Source organism: Arthrobacter sp. UC242_113 (assembly GCF_044054585.1).
Classification (GTDB): domain Bacteria; phylum Actinomycetota; class Actinomycetes; order Actinomycetales; family Micrococcaceae; genus Arthrobacter.
The window spans coordinates 3139334-3154916 of the sequence record NZ_CP171968.1 but is presented as its reverse complement, the minus strand read 5'-3'; the positions used below and the strand labels follow the sequence as shown (position 1 = coordinate 3154916).

At 66.3% G+C, this 15583-nt stretch carries 13 protein-coding genes and 2 pseudogenes; 9 read left to right on the top strand and 6 right to left on the bottom strand.

The annotated features are described in order from the left end of the window. Positions 1 to 6: 6 nt before the first annotated feature. From ACHMXB_RS14390 to ACHMXB_RS14360, 7 genes and pseudogenes are all read left to right on the top strand, one after another. Positions 7 to 1008 carry a LacI family DNA-binding transcriptional regulator gene (locus tag ACHMXB_RS14390; protein WP_395399329.1) on the top strand — a complete coding sequence of 334 codons (1002 nt, stop codon included), beginning with the start codon at positions 7 to 9 and terminating at the stop codon, positions 1006 to 1008. 199 nt (positions 1009 to 1207) lie between these two features. Beyond that, entirely contained in the window at positions 1208 to 2572 is a 1365-nt protein-coding gene (locus ACHMXB_RS14385) for an ABC transporter substrate-binding protein (RefSeq protein WP_395399327.1), read from the top strand. A gap of 77 nt (positions 2573 to 2649) precedes the next feature. Then, complete coding sequence (locus ACHMXB_RS14380; RefSeq protein ID WP_395399325.1) at positions 2650 to 3642, top strand: carbohydrate ABC transporter permease; 993 nt, start codon at positions 2650 to 2652, stop codon at positions 3640 to 3642. A gap of 2 nt (positions 3643 to 3644) precedes the next feature. Beyond that, entirely contained in the window at positions 3645 to 4541 is an 897-nt protein-coding gene (locus ACHMXB_RS14375) for a carbohydrate ABC transporter permease (RefSeq protein WP_395399323.1), read from the top strand. 64 nt (positions 4542 to 4605) lie between these two features. Beyond that, a complete protein-coding gene (locus ACHMXB_RS14370) occupies positions 4606 to 6144 on the top strand; it encodes an alpha-N-arabinofuranosidase (protein ID WP_395399321.1) in 1539 nt (512 codons plus the stop codon). A gap of 58 nt (positions 6145 to 6202) precedes the next feature. Continuing rightward, positions 6203 to 6439 (top strand): annotated as a pseudogene (locus ACHMXB_RS14365) (MFS transporter); the annotation flags it as partial. Positions 6440 to 6490: 51 nt separating this feature from the next. Continuing rightward, positions 6491 to 7327, top strand: coding sequence for a nucleoside hydrolase (locus tag ACHMXB_RS14360; RefSeq protein ID WP_395399319.1), 837 nt, complete (start codon positions 6491 to 6493; stop codon positions 7325 to 7327). Between the two features lie 4 nt (positions 7328 to 7331). On the opposite strand, the pseudogene ACHMXB_RS14355 reads toward ACHMXB_RS14360, so the two are convergent. The 4 genes and pseudogenes from ACHMXB_RS14355 to ACHMXB_RS14340 all read right to left on the bottom strand — a co-directional run bounded on the left by ACHMXB_RS14355 (position 7332) and on the right by ACHMXB_RS14340 (position 10427). Next, positions 7332 to 8382: pseudogene (locus tag ACHMXB_RS14355) on the bottom strand (sulfate/molybdate ABC transporter ATP-binding protein). After that, a complete protein-coding gene (locus ACHMXB_RS14350; RefSeq protein WP_395399317.1) occupies positions 8379 to 9242 on the bottom strand; it encodes an ABC transporter permease in 864 nt (287 codons plus the stop codon). The pseudogene ACHMXB_RS14355 and the gene ACHMXB_RS14350 overlap by 4 nt, the downstream one beginning before the upstream one ends. Beyond that, a complete protein-coding gene (modA, locus tag ACHMXB_RS14345; RefSeq protein WP_395399315.1) occupies positions 9217 to 10020 on the bottom strand; it encodes a molybdate ABC transporter substrate-binding protein in 804 nt (267 codons plus the stop codon). The genes ACHMXB_RS14350 and modA overlap by 26 nt, the downstream gene beginning before the upstream one ends. Next, complete coding sequence (locus ACHMXB_RS14340; protein WP_395399313.1) at positions 10017 to 10427, bottom strand: molybdopterin-binding protein; 411 nt, start codon at positions 10425 to 10427, stop codon at positions 10017 to 10019. Before ACHMXB_RS14340 ends, modA begins: the two co-directional genes overlap by 4 nt. Positions 10428 to 10699: 272 nt before the next feature. On the opposite strand from ACHMXB_RS14340, the gene ACHMXB_RS14335 reads away from it, so the two are divergent. Beyond that, the gene (locus ACHMXB_RS14335) at positions 10700 to 11215 is read left to right on the top strand and encodes a flavin reductase family protein (RefSeq protein WP_395399311.1); all 516 of its coding nucleotides are present in this window, start codon (positions 10700 to 10702) and stop codon (positions 11213 to 11215) included. A 50-nt stretch (positions 11216 to 11265) separates the two neighbouring features. Here ACHMXB_RS14335 and ACHMXB_RS14330 read toward each other — a convergent pair whose 3' ends face one another. Both ACHMXB_RS14330 and ACHMXB_RS14325 read right to left on the bottom strand, forming a co-directional pair. Continuing rightward, entirely contained in the window at positions 11266 to 13443 is a 2178-nt protein-coding gene (locus ACHMXB_RS14330; protein ID WP_395399309.1) for a glycogen debranching N-terminal domain-containing protein, read from the bottom strand. Positions 13444 to 13556: 113 nt separating this feature from the next. Beyond that, the gene (locus ACHMXB_RS14325) at positions 13557 to 14090 is read right to left on the bottom strand and encodes a hypothetical protein (protein ID WP_395399307.1); all 534 of its coding nucleotides are present in this window, start codon (positions 14088 to 14090) and stop codon (positions 13557 to 13559) included. Between the two features lie 241 nt (positions 14091 to 14331). Here ACHMXB_RS14325 and ACHMXB_RS14320 point away from each other — a divergent pair, with 241 nt between their 5' ends. Continuing rightward, positions 14332 to 15540 carry an aspartate transaminase gene (locus ACHMXB_RS14320; RefSeq protein ID WP_395399305.1) on the top strand — a complete coding sequence of 403 codons (1209 nt, stop codon included), beginning with the start codon at positions 14332 to 14334 and terminating at the stop codon, positions 15538 to 15540. Positions 15541 to 15583: the final 43 nt, after the last annotated feature.

The window sequence follows — 15583 nt, the reverse complement described above, 5'->3', positions numbered from 1 at the left end:
GGAGCAGTGCGCGCAACTGTCAAGGACGTGGCGCGCCGTGCCGGGGTTTCACCCAAGACTGTGTCGAACGTGATGAACGGCGTGGTGCCGGTCAGCGGATCCACCAGGCTCAAGGTGGAGCAGGCCATCCTCGAACTCGACTACGTGCCCAACCTCTCGGCGCGGGGCCTGCGCAACGGCAGGTCCGGCGTCATCGCCCTGGCGCTGCCGGACCTGGCAACACCCTATTCCGCGGAGATCGCGCACCACGTGGTGGAGGTCGCCCACGAGCAGGGCTGGAGCATCCAGATTGAGGAAACCGGCTCCGATCCCCGCCGCGAATACGAACTGATGTCCCGGGCGCGGTCCAACCTCATTGACGGCCTGATCCTCAACCCCGTGGTGCTGGACGAAAGCGCCGTCAAAGTGGGCGTCTCCCTGCCGCCGGTGGTCCTGCTGGGGGAGGTCTCCCAACAGCTTGCCGACCGGGTGTGGGTGGACAGTGTCGCCGCCGCCCGCGACATGACCCTCGCGCTCGCCCGGACCGGCCGGCGCCGCATCGCCGTGCTCGGAACCGCCGAGGGCCGGCACTCGGCAGCAGCAGTTCTGCGCACCCGCGGCTACCAGGCCGCGCTGGAGGAACTCGGCATCGATCCTGATGACTCGCTGCTGATCCCCTGCGAGAAGTGGACCCCCCAGACGGCAGCGGACGCGCTCTCCTCCTTTCTGGACGCGCACCCACTGCCGGATGCGCTGTTCTGCTTCACCGACTCCATGGCCATCGGCGCGCTCAGCGTGCTGTGGAAGCGCGGCATCAAGGTTCCGGAGGACATGGCCGTGGCCGGCTTCGACGACATCGCCGACGGGCAATATGCCGTGCCGTCGCTGACCACTGTTTCCTTCGACAAGCGCCTGGTGGCCAGAGAGGCCCTGCGCCTCCTCACCGAGCGGATGGCGGACCGCGCCGGAGAGCAGCGCGTGGTCACCGTCGACTACAGCATCGTGCAGCGGAACAGCACCGCATCGTGAACCGGGACTAGGACTAAGCGAGACCGTCACATCACATTGTTGGCGCTAACAATTTTGTCTTGTGCCACCTTTTACAACGATGTAATGTGAGGTCTGCATCACACGCCAGCCTCTACCGGACCCGGAATGCGGCGAACCGGAACGGCTGGCGCGGTGCCACAAGGATTACTTTCAGCGGACCCATCCAAAGGAGTGACGGGTGAAGCAGTTTGATTTTTTCGCCGGGAAACACTTGTCCGGAAAACAGTCGGCCGGCAGGCAGGTGTCCCGGCGGCAGCTGCTGGCAGGAACCGCGGCCCTGGGCAGCGTATTTGCCGCGGCCGGCCTCACGGGCTGCGGCGGAACAGCCTCGGCAGCGTCCGTCCGGGACATAGCGTTCTGGCACCTGCTGTCCGGCGGCGACGGCATCAAGATGCAGGCCATGATCAGCGCGGCGAACGGGGCCAACCCCGGCTTCAAGGTCCACCCGACTGTCCTCGCCTGGGGCCCGCCGTACTACACCAAGCTGGCCATGGCGTCGGCCGGCGGCCGGCCGCTGGAGCTGGCCATTATGCACGCCAGCCGGGTCCCCGGCTACGCGCCGGGCGGACTCATAGACCCCTGGGACATGTCCCTGCTGGCGGAGCACGGCGTCACGGCTGAAAGCTTCGCCCCGAGGATCTGGGACAAGAGCCAGCACGACGGCCAGGTGTTCTCCATCGCCCTGGATTCCCACCCCTTCGTCATGTTCTACAACACCGACATCGCCGGCAAGGCAGGTGTGCTCGCCGCCAACGGCCAGCTGCAGGACGTGAGCTCCCCGCAGGACTTCCTGGCCGTGGCCCGCGAGATGCAGAAGGTGACGCAGGCTCACGGCCTGTCCTTCGGCTACCTGGGCAGCGGTTCGCAGATGTGGCGCCTCTTCTACACGCTCTACAAGCAGCACGGGGCGGACATGGAACTCACGCCGGGCCAGCCGATGAAGGCCGACCGGGAGGCCGCCGTCGAGTCCCTGGAATTCATGGCCTCACTGTTCGACGATACAGTCGCCGCAAAGAGCGGGGACATCGGCACGGGGATCGCCGAATTCGCCCGCGGCGGTTCGGGGATGCTGTTCAGCGGCGTCTGGGAACTCCCCACCTTCAAGAAGGCGGAGCTGCCCGTCGACGCCGCCACTATCCCCACGCTCTACGGGACGCCGGCGTCGTACGCGGACTCGCATTCCTTCGTCCTGCCGCGGCAATTGAATGTCGACGACGTGAAGCGGCATGACGTGTACAAGTTTGTCAGCGACATCCTCAAGGGGTCGCTGTCCTGGGCTGAAGCCGGCCACATCCCGGCCTACCAGCCCATTGTGCAGTCGCAGGCTTACCGGGACCTCACGCCTCAGATCCACTACGCCAACGCCGCCGACATCATCGCCTACGACCCCGAGTCCTGGTTCAGCGGCTCGGGTTCGGACTGGCAGACCTACTTTGCGGAAAACGTGCAGAACGTGCTCCTCGGCCGCGACAAGGCCGCCGACGGCTGGGACGCCTTTGTCCGCCGCACCAACACGCTTCTTTCCCGGCCCAACCCGGTCTGAGGCCACTGAGTATCTGAGAGCACTGAGCATCTGAGACCACTGAGTATCTGAGAGCACTGAGCGACAAAGGAGTCCCATTGAGTTCCTTAGCAACATCCGAAAGTGCCGAGCAGGCGTCGACCCTGCCCGGCCAGCCCCGCAGACACCCGTCCCGCAAAAGACCGTCCGGAACGGTCCGGCCCAACGCACCGCAGCCCAGTCCCCGCCGGACCCGGGACAACCTCAACGGCTGGGGCTTCGCCGCCCCGTTCCTGGCGTTCTTCATGGTGTTCCTCGTCTGGCCGCTCCTGTACGGCCTGTACATGAGCCTCACCGGCAAGTCCCTCACCGGGGCCAATGACAGCCTGATCGGCCTGGCAAACTACGCCGAAGCCCTGGCCGACGCCGACATGTGGCACTCCCTCGGCAACACGCTCTACTTCACGGTGATCAGCACGGTTCCGCTGGTGCTCGTCGCCCTCGTCATGGCGGCGCTGGTCAATGTCGGGCTGCCGGCCCAGTGGCTTTGGCGGCTGTCCTACTTCGCCCCGTACCTGCTCGCCTCCACGGTGGTCTCCCTCTTCTTCTCCTGGATGTACAACCCGCAGCTGGGCCTCATTAACGACTCGCTCGCCAAGATCGGGCTGCCCAAGGTGGCCTGGCTGAACGACCCCAACGTGGCCATGTGGGCCATTGTCATCGCTACGCTGTGGTGGACGGTGGGCTTCAACTTCCTGCTGTACCTGGCCGCGATGCAGAACATCCCCGCCCAGCACTACGAGGCCGCGTCGCTGGACGGGGCAGGCGCCTGGCGGCAGTTCTTCTCCATCACCCTGCCGCAGCTGACGCCCACCACCGTGATGATCGTGCTTCTGCAGATCCTGGCCTCGCTGAAAATTTTCGATCAGGTGTACCAGATGACGGCCGGCGGCCCCGCGGGTTCCACCCGGCCGGTGGTGCAGTACATCTTCGAAACCGGGTTCACCGGCTACCGGCTGGGTTACTCCGCAGCCATCTCCTACATCTTCTTCGGGCTGATCGTGGCCGTCTCGGTCATGCAGTTCTTCATCACTCGCCGCAGGAGTGCATAACCATGGCAACCCAGACCCTCACCCGACCCGCACCGCCAACCGCGTCCGCCATGCAACTCCGCCAGCCCCGCAAGAAAATGACGGCCGGCAGGGCCGCCGTCCTGGCGGTGGCCGCGGTCCTGGCCGTCCTCTGGCTCATCCCTTTCGCCTGGGCGACGGCCACCGCTTTCAAGAGCGAAACGGATGCCGCGGCGCCGAAAGTAAGCTGGATCCCGCCGTCGGGCTTTACCGCCGACGCGTTCGTCAAGGTGTTCCAGGACGGCAACATCCCGCTGTGGACGTGGAACTCCCTCTACACCTCCGCGGCCATCACCGTGATCACGCTGGCCATCTCCGCGCTGGTGGCCTACGCGCTGTCCCGGATCGACTTCCGCGGCAAGAAGGTGCTGATGACGGTGATCATTGCGTCCATCATCATTCCGCCGCCGGTGCTGATCATCCCGCTGTTCTACCAAATGGTGGCGCTGCACATGATCGACACCTCGTGGGCCATCATCCTGCCGCAGGTCATCCACCCCGCCATGGTGTTCGTGCTCAAGAAGTTCTTCGACCAGATCCCCCGTGAACTCGAGGAGGCCGCCGTGATGGACGGCGCCAGCCGGATGCGGATCTTCACCCAGATCATCCTGCCGCTCTCACGGCCCATCCTGGCCGCCGTCGCCATCTTCGTGTTCATCAGCGCCTGGAACAACTTCCTCTGGCCCTTCATCTCCACCAACGACGGCTCCATCCTGACCCTGCCGGTGGGCCTGCAGACCATCAAGAGCGCCTACGGCATCCAGTACGCGCAGAACATGGCCTCCGCGCTGCTCGCGGCGCTGCCGCTCATCCTCGTGTTCCTGTTCTTCCAGCGCCAGATCATCAAGGGCGTTGCGACGACGGGACTCGCCGGCACCTGAACCGGCACCTTCACTTCCCGCTCCATTTTCACGAACCTGTTCCACAACCAAGGAGATACTCCACATGTCCCGCGCAAGGATCACCCTCGACCGCGACTTCACCATCGGGGAAGTACCCCGCCGCCTTTTCGGCTCCTTCGTTGAGCACATGGGCCGCTGCGTCTACACCGGCATCTACGAGCCCGGCCACCCCGAGGCCGACGAGAACGGCTTCCGCCAGGACGTGCTCAAGCTCGTCAAGGAGCTCGGCGCCACCGTCATCCGCTACCCCGGCGGCAACTTCGTCTCCGGCTACAACTGGGAAGACGGCATCGGCCCGCGGGAAAACCGCCCACGCCGGCTCGACGGCGCCTGGCACACGCTGGAGACCAACGCCTTCGGCCTGCACGAGTTCGTGGACTGGTCCCGGCAGGCCGGCACCGAAATCATGGAGGCCATCAACCTGGGCACCCGGGGAGTGGACGCGGCCCGCGAAATCGTTGAGTACGCCAACCACCCCGGCGGCACCTACCTGTCCGACCTGCGTGCCAAGAACGGGCACAAGGACCCGTTCAACATCAAGCTGTGGTGCCTCGGCAACGAGATGGACGGGCCGTGGCAGATCGGCCACAAGACCGCCGAAGAATACGGCCGGCTGGCCCAGGAGGCCGCCAAGGCGATGCGGTTCGTGGACCCGGACATCGAACTGGTGGCCTGCGGCAGTTCCAACTCCGGCATGCCCACATTCGGGGCCTGGGAACAGACCGTGCTGACCCACGCCTACGAGGAGGTGGACTACGTTTCGCTGCACGCCTACTACCAGGAGCACGACGGCGACGTCGGCAGCTTCCTCGCCAGCGCCGTCGACACCGACTACTTCATCGAATCGGTGATCGCCACCGCCGACGCCGTCCGCGCCAAGGGCAAGCACAAGAAGCACATCAACCTGTCCTTCGACGAGTGGAACGTCTGGTATCAGCGCGGCCTCGACACCGAGGACCAGCCGCACAACGTGACCAAGGCGGGCTGGCGCGAGCACCCGCGGGTCATCGAGGACAAGTACAACGTGACGGACGCCGTCGTGGTCGGCACCCTGCTCAATTCGCTGCTCCGGCACGGCGACCGGGTAAAGATCGCCAACCAGGCGCAGCTGGTCAACGTGATCGCGCCGATCTTCAGCGAGGAAAACGGCCCGGCCTGGCGCCAGACCATCTTCCACCCCTTCGCCCGGATGGCCGAACTGGCGAAGGGCCAGATCCTGCGCCTGTCCGTCGACTCGGACAAGTACGAGAATCCGCGCTTCGGCGGCACCGACCTGGTCGATGTCAGCGCGACGTGGAACGAGGAAACGGGCCGGGTGGCACTGTTCTTCGCCAACCGCGGCCTGGAGGAGGCGGCCGACGTCGAGGTGGCCCTGCGCGGCTTCGACGCCAGGCAGGTACTCCGCGCCGAGGTCCTGGAGATTCCCGAGGGCGGGGACCGCTTCACCATCAACGCCCAGGGCAGCCCTGACCGCGTGAGCCTGAAGCCGCTCGAGGGCGTGAAGGCAAGCGGATCCGAACTCCGGCTGAGCCTGCCCGCGCTGTCCTGGGCCGTCGTCGAGCTGGATGTGGTCAAGAACTGATTCCATCTCCAGGCAGCTCCGGGGGCATTGTGTACATCCGTACACAAGCAATGTACGTTTGTCCGCTGCCATGCACGCAGCGGACGAACTCCCCGGACTGCGGCCCGGAACGGGACTCACGATGGTCAGCTGGCTGATGCGCGTGGGCGTCCTGGTGTCGCCGCCTGTCGTGGGCGCCATCGCGGATGCTGCCAGCCTGCGCGTCGGACTCTTCGTGGTGCCGCTGGCGGGACTCCTGGTTCTGCTGCTGTCGGCGGTGCTGGCCAGGCGGAGCAAGCCGGGTTCCACCCATTGAAAATGCCCGAGGCAACGCAGGTCCGATCAGATCACGCTTGCACAGGTGAACATGATCAAAGTAGAGCCGCGCTGCCGACTTATCCTGGACAATGACAATGACTGGGCAGGTGACCCGGACGGACTTATCGGGTTAGCCCATCATGCGTTGTCTCCGGTTAACCGGATCATTGCGGTCACGAGCTCGCTGACCAACCCGATGTTTGGGCCGCCCGAAGGCATGGCAAAGGAAGGGGCGGACCTCGCTGAGGATTTACTCCGGGTCCTGAAGCTCCCCGAGCTGGCAACCGTGCACGCCGGCCCCGACGCCCCGTTCACCGGGCAGCCCCGGAGCACGGCTGCCGCGCGGGCGAATGTCGGCGCCGTCCGGGCAGGGGCCGATGCAGACATGCCGACGGTCCTGGTGTGTGCCGGCCCGCTGACGAATGTCGCGGACGCGCTCCTCCTTGAGCCGGAAATCGCCGTCTCGTTCACCCTCGCGTGGGTCGGCGGGGCTGCCGTGAACGAGGATGAGTACAACTACTACACGGATCCTGCGGCCGCCAGGTTTGTGTTGGAGAATCAGCAACTCGCCGTGTGGCAATTTCCACTGGAAACGTACCGCCAGGTTGTCATTTCTGTTGCCGAACTCGACTACTCGCTCAAGACGGCGGGGGCCGGCGGTGCGTGGTTGTGGGAGCGGTTCAACAGCCTAAAGGTGCCTGACTTCGTCAGATTCGGCCCGCTATGGTGCCTGGGGGACAGCGCGCCGCTCATCGTCACCGGGCTCGCCGGCGTGACGTCCAGGTTCGAGGAAACGGGCAGTTCGCCGTCGAGAAGGACGTACACCAGCGTGGACTCGAGGCTGATCATCGCCGACTTTTTTGCGCGCCTGCGGCTGCACAGCTAAAAACCTACGCCGGATAGACGGCGATGGCCGTGGCCTTAATGACGAAGTAGACGGTCATCCCCGGCGTGAGTCCCAGGTCCGCCGAGGCTGCCGGGGTGATGTCCGCGGACAGGCCGCCGGCATGGACGCGGATCTGATCGCCGTGGGGTTCAAGGTCCGTGATGGTGACGGCGAAGGAGTTCCGTGGGCTGCCGTGCTCAGCGCCCAGGAAGACCGAGACCGAAGTCGGCGAAAAGACGGCGACGCCGTCCTGGCCGGGGACGGCACCGTCCTCGGGGTGCGCGGTGATGTCCAGCCCGCCGTCGGACGTCAGTCCGCGGCCGGTGATGGTGCCGGTCAGCAGGTTCATGCCCGCCAATCCCGCGGCGAACCTGCTCCGCGGTTTTTCGAGGACCGCGCGGGTGGGCCCCTCCTCGGTGATCCGGCCACTTTCGACGACGATGGCCCGGTCGGCGAGCATGAGCGCGTCCAGGACGTCGTGAGTGATGATGATGGCCCGGCGGTTGGCGAGGACCCGCTTGAGGAGCCTGCGCAGCATGGGGGGCGGCATGGATGTCGAGGGCCGCCATGGGTTCGTCGAGGAGCAGCAGTTCGGGGTCTGTGGCCAGGGCGCGGGCGATGGCGACGCGCTGCGCCTGGCCGCCCGAGAGTTGGCCGGGCCGCCGGTCCGCGAACTCCGCAGCCTCCACTTCGGCCAGCCAGTGCCGCGCCGTCTGCAGCGCGCCGGCCCGGCTCTCGCCCGCCGCCCGTGGCCCGAAGGCGACGTTCTCCAGCACGCTCATGTGCGGAAACAGCAGCGGTTCCTGGGCGAGCAGCGCTGTTCCCCGGGTGTGCGGCGGCAGGAAGTGGCTGGTCCCGCCTTCGAGCTTGAACAGCGTTTTCTCTCCGAGCACGGCGTGCCCGCTGTCCGGGCGGAGGAGGCCGGCGATGATTCCCAGTAGCGTCGACTTGCCGGCTCCGTTGGGGCCCAGTAGGGCGACGGTTTCGGCGGGCCCGAGGGTGAGGGAGACGTCGAAGTTGCGCGCGCGCAGCGCGGCGTAAAGCGTGAAGGTCATCTTGGCCCTGCCTCTGCCGCCAGCGCCCGGGGGCGCCGGTAGGAAAGCCCGACGACGGCGACCGCCACCGCGACCAGCACAAGGGACAGCGCGACGGCGGCATCGGCGTCGGTTTCCCGCTGCAGGTAGATCTCCAGCGGCAGGGTGCGGGTGACGCCCTGCAGGCTGCCGGCGAAGGTCAGGGTGGCGCCGAACTCGCCCAGGCAGCGCGCAAAGGAAAGCACGGCGCCGGAAGCCAGCCCGGGCAGCACCAGCGGGATGCTGACGCGGCGCAGCACCGTGGTGGGACGGGCGCCAAGGGTCGCCGCAACCGCCTCGTACTTGGTGCCCGCGGTGCGCAGGGCGCCCTCAAGGCTGACCACTAGGAACGGCAGGGCCACGAACGTCTGGGCAAGGACGACGGCGGTGGTGGAGAAGGCGATCTGGATGCCCGCCAGTTCGATGCTGCGCCCGAGCAGGCCCTGCCGCCCGAAGGTGTACAGCAGGGCGATGCCGCCGACGACCGGCGGCAACACGAGAGGGAGGAGCACGAAGGCCCGCAGCAGCCGCTGGCCCGGAAAGCTGGCGCGGGCCAGGACGAGGGCCAGCGGCACGCCGAACACGATGCACAGCACCGTGCTGGCGGCCGACGTCCGCAGGCTCAGGCCCAGCGCCGTGAGTGAGGTTTCCGACGTGATGAGCGGGATGAACTGGCCCCAGTTGACCTTGGCCACCATGGCGACCAGCGGCAGCAGGACAAACAGCGCCCCTGCTGCCGCGAGGCCGAATACCCACGGCGGGACCCCGGTGTAGCCGGTGTCCCGCCTATTTGTCTTGCGGGCTGTCCCAGCCTTGCTACGGGGTGCCGAAACCGGCGTCACTGAGGACCTTCCTGCCTTCGCTGCCGGTGACCATGGCGACGAAGGCCGCGGCCAGTTCCTTGTTCCTGCTGCTGCCCACGGCGGCGATCGGGTAGGTATTCACTGCCTTGTCCGACTCGCTGAACGGGATGCCCTTGACCTTGTCGCCCGCGTTTTTGACGTCGGTGACGTAGACCAGCCCGGCATCGGCTTCCCCGGAGGTGACCTTGCCGAGCACATCAGTCACGGAGGATTCCTCGCTGACAGGTTTCAGGGTGGTTCCGGCGGCCTGCTCCACCGTCTCGGTGGCGGAGCCGCAGGGCACCTGCGGTGCGCAGACAACCACCTTCACGCCCGACTTCGCCAGGTCCGCGAAGGAGCTGATCGACGCCGGATTGGCCGGCGGGACGGCGATCTCCAGGACGTTCGTGGCGAAGTTGCTTGGCGTTCCGTCGACGAGCTTGGCGTCCGAGAGCTTGGCCATGTTCCTAGTGTCGGCGGAGGCCAACACATCCGCCGGGGCGCCCTGGCTGATCTGCGTGACCAGGTCCGAGGACCCGGCGAAGTTCAGGGTGACCTTGGTGCCCGGGTTAGCGGCCTCGAACTCGGAGGCGATCTTGGTGAACGTCGATTTGAGGGACGCGGCGGCGAACACGGTGACGGTGCCGGTACCGGCCGCCGTCGAACTGCCGCTCGGGGTTGTGCCGGCCGCGGTATTGGAAGCGGCGCAGCCGGCCAGCCCGGCGGCAAGGATTCCGGCGGCCAGCAGGGCGGCGACGCGCACGCGGATGGTGCTCATATGATGCTCTTTCCCTGGGGCGTTTCGATGATGACTGTGGTGGCCTTAACCACGGCAGTGGCCACGGACCCGAGCTCAAGGCCGAGGTCACGCACGGCTTCGCTGCTCATCAGGGAGACGACCCGGAACGGGCCGCACTGCAGCTCCACCTGGGCCATGACCTTGTCCGCGGTGATGCCGGTGACCAGGCCAACGAACCGGTTGCGCGCCGAACTGCCCACGCGGGTGGGGTCCTCGGGCAGCTGCGCCTGGTCGCGGGCGAGGTGGGCGAGTTCGAGCCCCTCGACGGCCAGCCGGCCGGAGGCGTCCTTGACCGGGGTCAGGGTCCCGTTCTCGGTCCAGCGGCGGACGGTGTCGTCGCTGACGCCCAGGAAGCGCGCGGCTTCAGAGATGCGGATTTTCGGCATGACACCATACTCACCTATGTGCGGACGTTTCGCGATGTTGTCTCCGCAAATTCGGAACTACCGCCTTTCCAGGTGTGACGGCGGATGAAGCCGCGTCAACGGCTTTGCAGACCGCTCCCTGTCCACTCGGGCACTGGAATGTGGTCTGTTTTGTTACGCCCCGCTTCGGCCGGTGAAGCTGCGTTTCAGTGCGCGTCAGTACGTTGCAGCCGGGGTTGGGAAGCCGCCAGCATGGTGCTTGATTGGGCCTACACGCTTCGAAAGGACTCGCCATGACGGAACTCTCAGATCTCAGCCCGCGCCGGATCCGCACGGTGCTGGGCCATTTCGCAACGGGCCTGACCGTGATCACCGCGGCCACCGAGAACGGCCCTGCCGGGTTCACCTGCCAGTCCTTCGCATCCCTCTCGCTGGAGCCTGCGCTGGTGACTTTCAGCCCGGCACGCACCTCCAGCACCTGGCCGCTGCTGCGCCGGGCGGGCCGCTTCACCGTCAATGTCCTTCCGGCCGGCCACCAGCACCTCGCGGCCCAGTTCGCGCGGTCCGGTGCGGACAAGTTCGCCGGCGTGGACCACTCGCCGTCGCCCTTGGGCAACCCGGTCCTCGACGGCGCACTGGCCTGGGTGGACTGCGAGTTGCACCAGGAGTACGACGGCGGAGACCACACCATCGTGGTGGCCGCGGTCCACACCCTGGCCGCCCGTTCCGACGTCGATCCCCTCCTTTTCTTCAAGGGCGAGTACGTCTCCGTGCAGCCACGGGTCAAAATCCTGGAGGGCGCCGCATGACTCGGGGCGGCGTGGCGAGGGCCAAAGCCACGTCGCGGCGGCACGGGCGGCTACCGGCCCCAGTTTTCCAACCGCTCCCTGCGGCGGTGACCGGCCTGCTCAACGAGTTCGATCATCCATGGCCGGTGCCCCTGGTGGAGCGTCATTCCCTCAGAGAGCCCTTGCACCGACGGGACGGCATTGGCGATGTCGATGGTGATGCGGCCGCCGCCCAGGGGAGCATTGGTGATGTGCAGGTCCCCAAAGGACGGCGGAAGAACCGGGTCCATCCAGACGCCGCCGGCGGAGACGACGGGGTCGTACCGCATCAGGCTCGTCACCAGCTGGATGGGTGCGGTGGCTGCCCAGGCCTGCGGGGAGCACGCCGTCGGATACGGGACCGGGGCGGCGAGCTGCTCGCGGCTGAAACCGCAGAACAGCTCCGGGAGCCTGCCGTCGGAGTACTCGGCGGCATCCATAATGCCGGTGGCGATCCGCTGCGCCTCCTCGACGAAGCCATAGCGGAGCAGCCCGGCCGCGACGATAGCGTTGTCGTGCGGCCACACCGATCCGTTGTGGTAACTGGCGGGGTTGTAGGCTCCCATGTCACTCGCCAGGGTGCGCACGCCCCAGCCACTGAACATCTCGGGGGACATCAGCCGTTCGGCCACCTGCGGGGCCTTGTCCTCGTCAATGAGGCCCTGCAACATGCAGTGACCCATGTTCGAAGCGCAGGCATCCACTTGCCTTTTCTTGCCGTCCAGGGCAATGGCGTAGTACCCCCGTTCGGGGATCCAGAACTGTTCGTTGAACTGTTTCTTCAGCCCGGCCGCGCGGTCGGCGAGCTCATTACCAAAAGCCGTGTCCCCGGCGTCGTACGCCAGCCACGCGCGCGAAAGGTAAGCGACGTAAACGTAGGCCTGGACCTCGCAGAGTGCGATAGGCGGCTCGGCCAGTGTGCCGTTGGCAAAGTTGATTCCGTCCCAGGAATCCTTCCAGCCCTGGTTGATCAGGCCCTGGTCGTTGAGGCGCTCGTACTCGACGAAGCCGTCGCCGTCCCTGTCCCCGTACTTCATGATCCACTCGAGCGCCCGGTCCGCATGCGGCAGCAAGGCGGCAATCGTGTCCGCGGCGAAGCCCCAGCGGCTGACCGCACCGAGTACCATCAGGAACAGGGGCGTCGCGTCGACGCTGCCGTAGTAGGCCGACTTGCCGCCCAGTGACAGCCCGCTGGAAACGTCGAGCCGGACCTCATGGAGGATCTTGCCCGGTTCCTCCTCGGTCATCGGGTCCACCACCGATCCCTGGCGGTCGGCCAGAGTCTGCAGCGTGCCCAGCGCCAAGGACGGATCCACCGGCATGGCCATGACCGAAGCCCAGAGCGAGTCCCGGCCGAACAGGGTCATGAACCAGGGCGCCCCGGCGGCCACCACAACACGTTCGGGATGCTCGGGGTCCTCGATCCGCAGCGCGCCCAGATCGTCATAGCTGCGGCGCAGGGTGCGTTCAACCGACCGGTTGCCCATCTGCAGGACCGGGATCTTCGCCACCCACTCCCGCCGGCGGAGGTCCCTGGGCGACAAACCGTCCCCTTCGGAATGGACGAACGCCACCGCCGAATCGGACCCCTCGGTGCTGGGGAGCACGGTCAGGACCGTGCTCCAATGTCCGTGCGCGGGTACGGTTGCCCGGTAGGTCACGGCGTCCGCCGTAACATCCGCGCCGGGGGCCTGGACCACCACGCCCTTCCGGACGTCCTGCCACGCCGCCCGAATGGTGAGCGCGCCGCCGTCGGCCTGCCGTTTTTCGTCCCAGCGCCGCAGGATCCGTGCCTCTTTCACCTCGAAGAGGTCCGCGAAGTCTGCCCCGATCTTCAGGGCGATGACGCAGTCGACCGGCTCGAGGGAAAAGTTCCGGACCGTGACCTGCTCCTGGATGCCAGCCCCCACTTCCCGCAGCCGCTCCACGATCAGGGGACTGTCTGCGTAGCCGTCCGAGCGGGGAACCCGTCCCACAAACAGCGCCCGGTACGGCTCCTTCGTCTCAGCCGCCAGCGGCTCCAACGCCAGGCCGTCAACCGTCAGGCTCCAGCCCGAGAGGATGCGGGCGTCCTGCACAAAGAGGCCATGCGGATGCTCGGCGCTGATGTCGCCGTTCGGCAAGGAGATGCAGAAGGACGATCCCTCGACCAAGGTGACCGTCCCGGCCCCCAACGGGCCTGCCGCCGTATCAGCATTCCATCCAGCCATCGGGACCACCTCCGAGCAACCAGCAACAGCGTGCAGTTCGACGCTACGCTTGCCCGCCCCGCCTTGCTAGGGCTTGACTGTTGGGCCGGACGCGTACGACGGCGGATGCAGACTTACGCCGGGATGGCGCCGGATTGCGGCTGGACGCCCCAGGTCATCTTCCGAATCGTTTCGCGCTGCAAGCCGCTGAGGGCGGCGAGCTCATAGTCATCCAGAACTCCCCGCCGTCGTGCTGCTGCCAAAAGGTTCAGGCGGCGGTCTTCCAGAGCGGTTTTGGACTCTTCAAGCTCAGCCAGCTCCGACTTGAGCTGGCGGATCGAGGTAAGGTGCTGGTCCGCCGGCGTCCCGGACGGGAGTAGGTCGTCGGACGACAGGCCCACGGTGCGGACTGCCCAGCGGGAGAGTTCCGCGGCTTCGGCGAGACGGGTGACCTTCATCCCGTCGCACAGCGCCTGCGCGATCTGCTGGTTTAGCCGGACCGAGAGGGCGCGCATGCTGGTGGCATTGAAGGAGATCCGCTGCCGGCTGTCCCGGAGCAGCTTGCGCGTCTTTTCCGCTTGAACAGCCGCCTTGTCGGGTTTCGCGGTGCCCCGGTAGCGGTAGTAGCCGTCGCCGCGGTCATCACGGTGCAGAATAGCCAACAGCACTCCTCGGATCGGGTTGACGACTTACCTAGAAGGCTAGGCAGAACGGACGGAGGGCGGAAATACCTATTCTGCGTGGAGCCATAACCAAAAAGTTTGGGTTGGGCCCTTGGGCAGAAAGGCGACGGCGGTCCATAAGAGACGCTTATCCGTCCACGCAGATTAGGTCTTATCCAGACCGACCGGAATTCCCTAGTGTCAAAGGAACGAGTATCGCTCCCTCCTGACTCCCTAGGAAGAGACCATGTCTGAATTTGAACCTGCATCGCGAGTGTCCCGCATCAAGCAATCTGCCAGCGTGGCCGCAGCGGCCCGAGTTCGTGAGCTGAAGGCAGAAGGGCGCCGGATCCTGGACCTGACGGTCGGTGAGCCGGACTTCGATACCCCTGAGCACATCAAGGCGGCTGCGGTTGAGGCCATCAGCAAGGGCGATACGAAGTACACCTCGGTCACCGGTACGCCGGCGCTGCAGAAGGCGATCCTGCAGACCATCGAGCTGCGCAGCGGCGTCCTTTACACCCCGGCCGAGATTACGATCGGCGGTGGCGCCAAGCAGGTGATCTTCACGGCGTTCATGGCCTCCCTGGACGCCGGCGACGAGGTTGTGGTTCCCGCGCCATACTGGGTCTCCTACCCGGACATGGTGCTCGCGAACGAGGGCACGCCGGTGGTTGTCACCTGCGGCGAGGAGTCGGGCTTCAAGCTCACCCCCGAAGCATTGGCCGGTGCCCTCAACGAGCGGACCAAGTGGGTCATCCTGAACACCCCGTCGAACCCGACGGGCGCCGTGTACTCCAAGTCGGAACTGCGGGCGTTGGCGGACGTCCTCGCCAGCTTCCCGCAGGTTTACGTCCTGACCGATGAGATCTACGACCAGATCTACTTCGGCTCCGGCCGGATCCAAAGCCTGGTGGAGGTCGCTCCGGAACTCAAGGACCGCATCCTTGCCGTCAATGGCGTTTCGAAGGCCTACGCCATGACCGGCTGGCGGCTCGGTTACGCCGCCGGGCCCGCGCCGCTGATCGCTGCAATCAACAAGCTCCAGTCGCAGATCTCCTCCTGCCCGTCCTCGGTGAGCCAGGCCGCCAGTGCCGCCGCGCTCACGGGCGACCAGAGCTTCGTGCGGGAGAGCGTCGAGGTCTACCGCAGCCGGCGCGATGCAGCGGTAGCCGCGCTGAACGCCGTCGACGGCCTTTCATGCGCGACGCCGGAAGGCGCCTTTTACGCGTACGTGAACTGCGGCGGTGCCATCGGCAAGACCACCCCGGAAGGGAAGGTCATCGCCAACGACGAGGACTTCACGCTCTACCTCCTGGAGGCAGCTTCCGTCGCCGTCATCCAGGGCTCGGCCTACGGTCTGGGCCCGTACTTCCGCATCTCCTACGCCACCAGCCTCGACGTCATTGAAGAGTCCATCGCAGCCATCGACAAGGCCGTCCGGGCCCTCAGCTGAGCCCCGCTAGCGGGCCCACAGCCAACCCCACCAAATTAAGGAA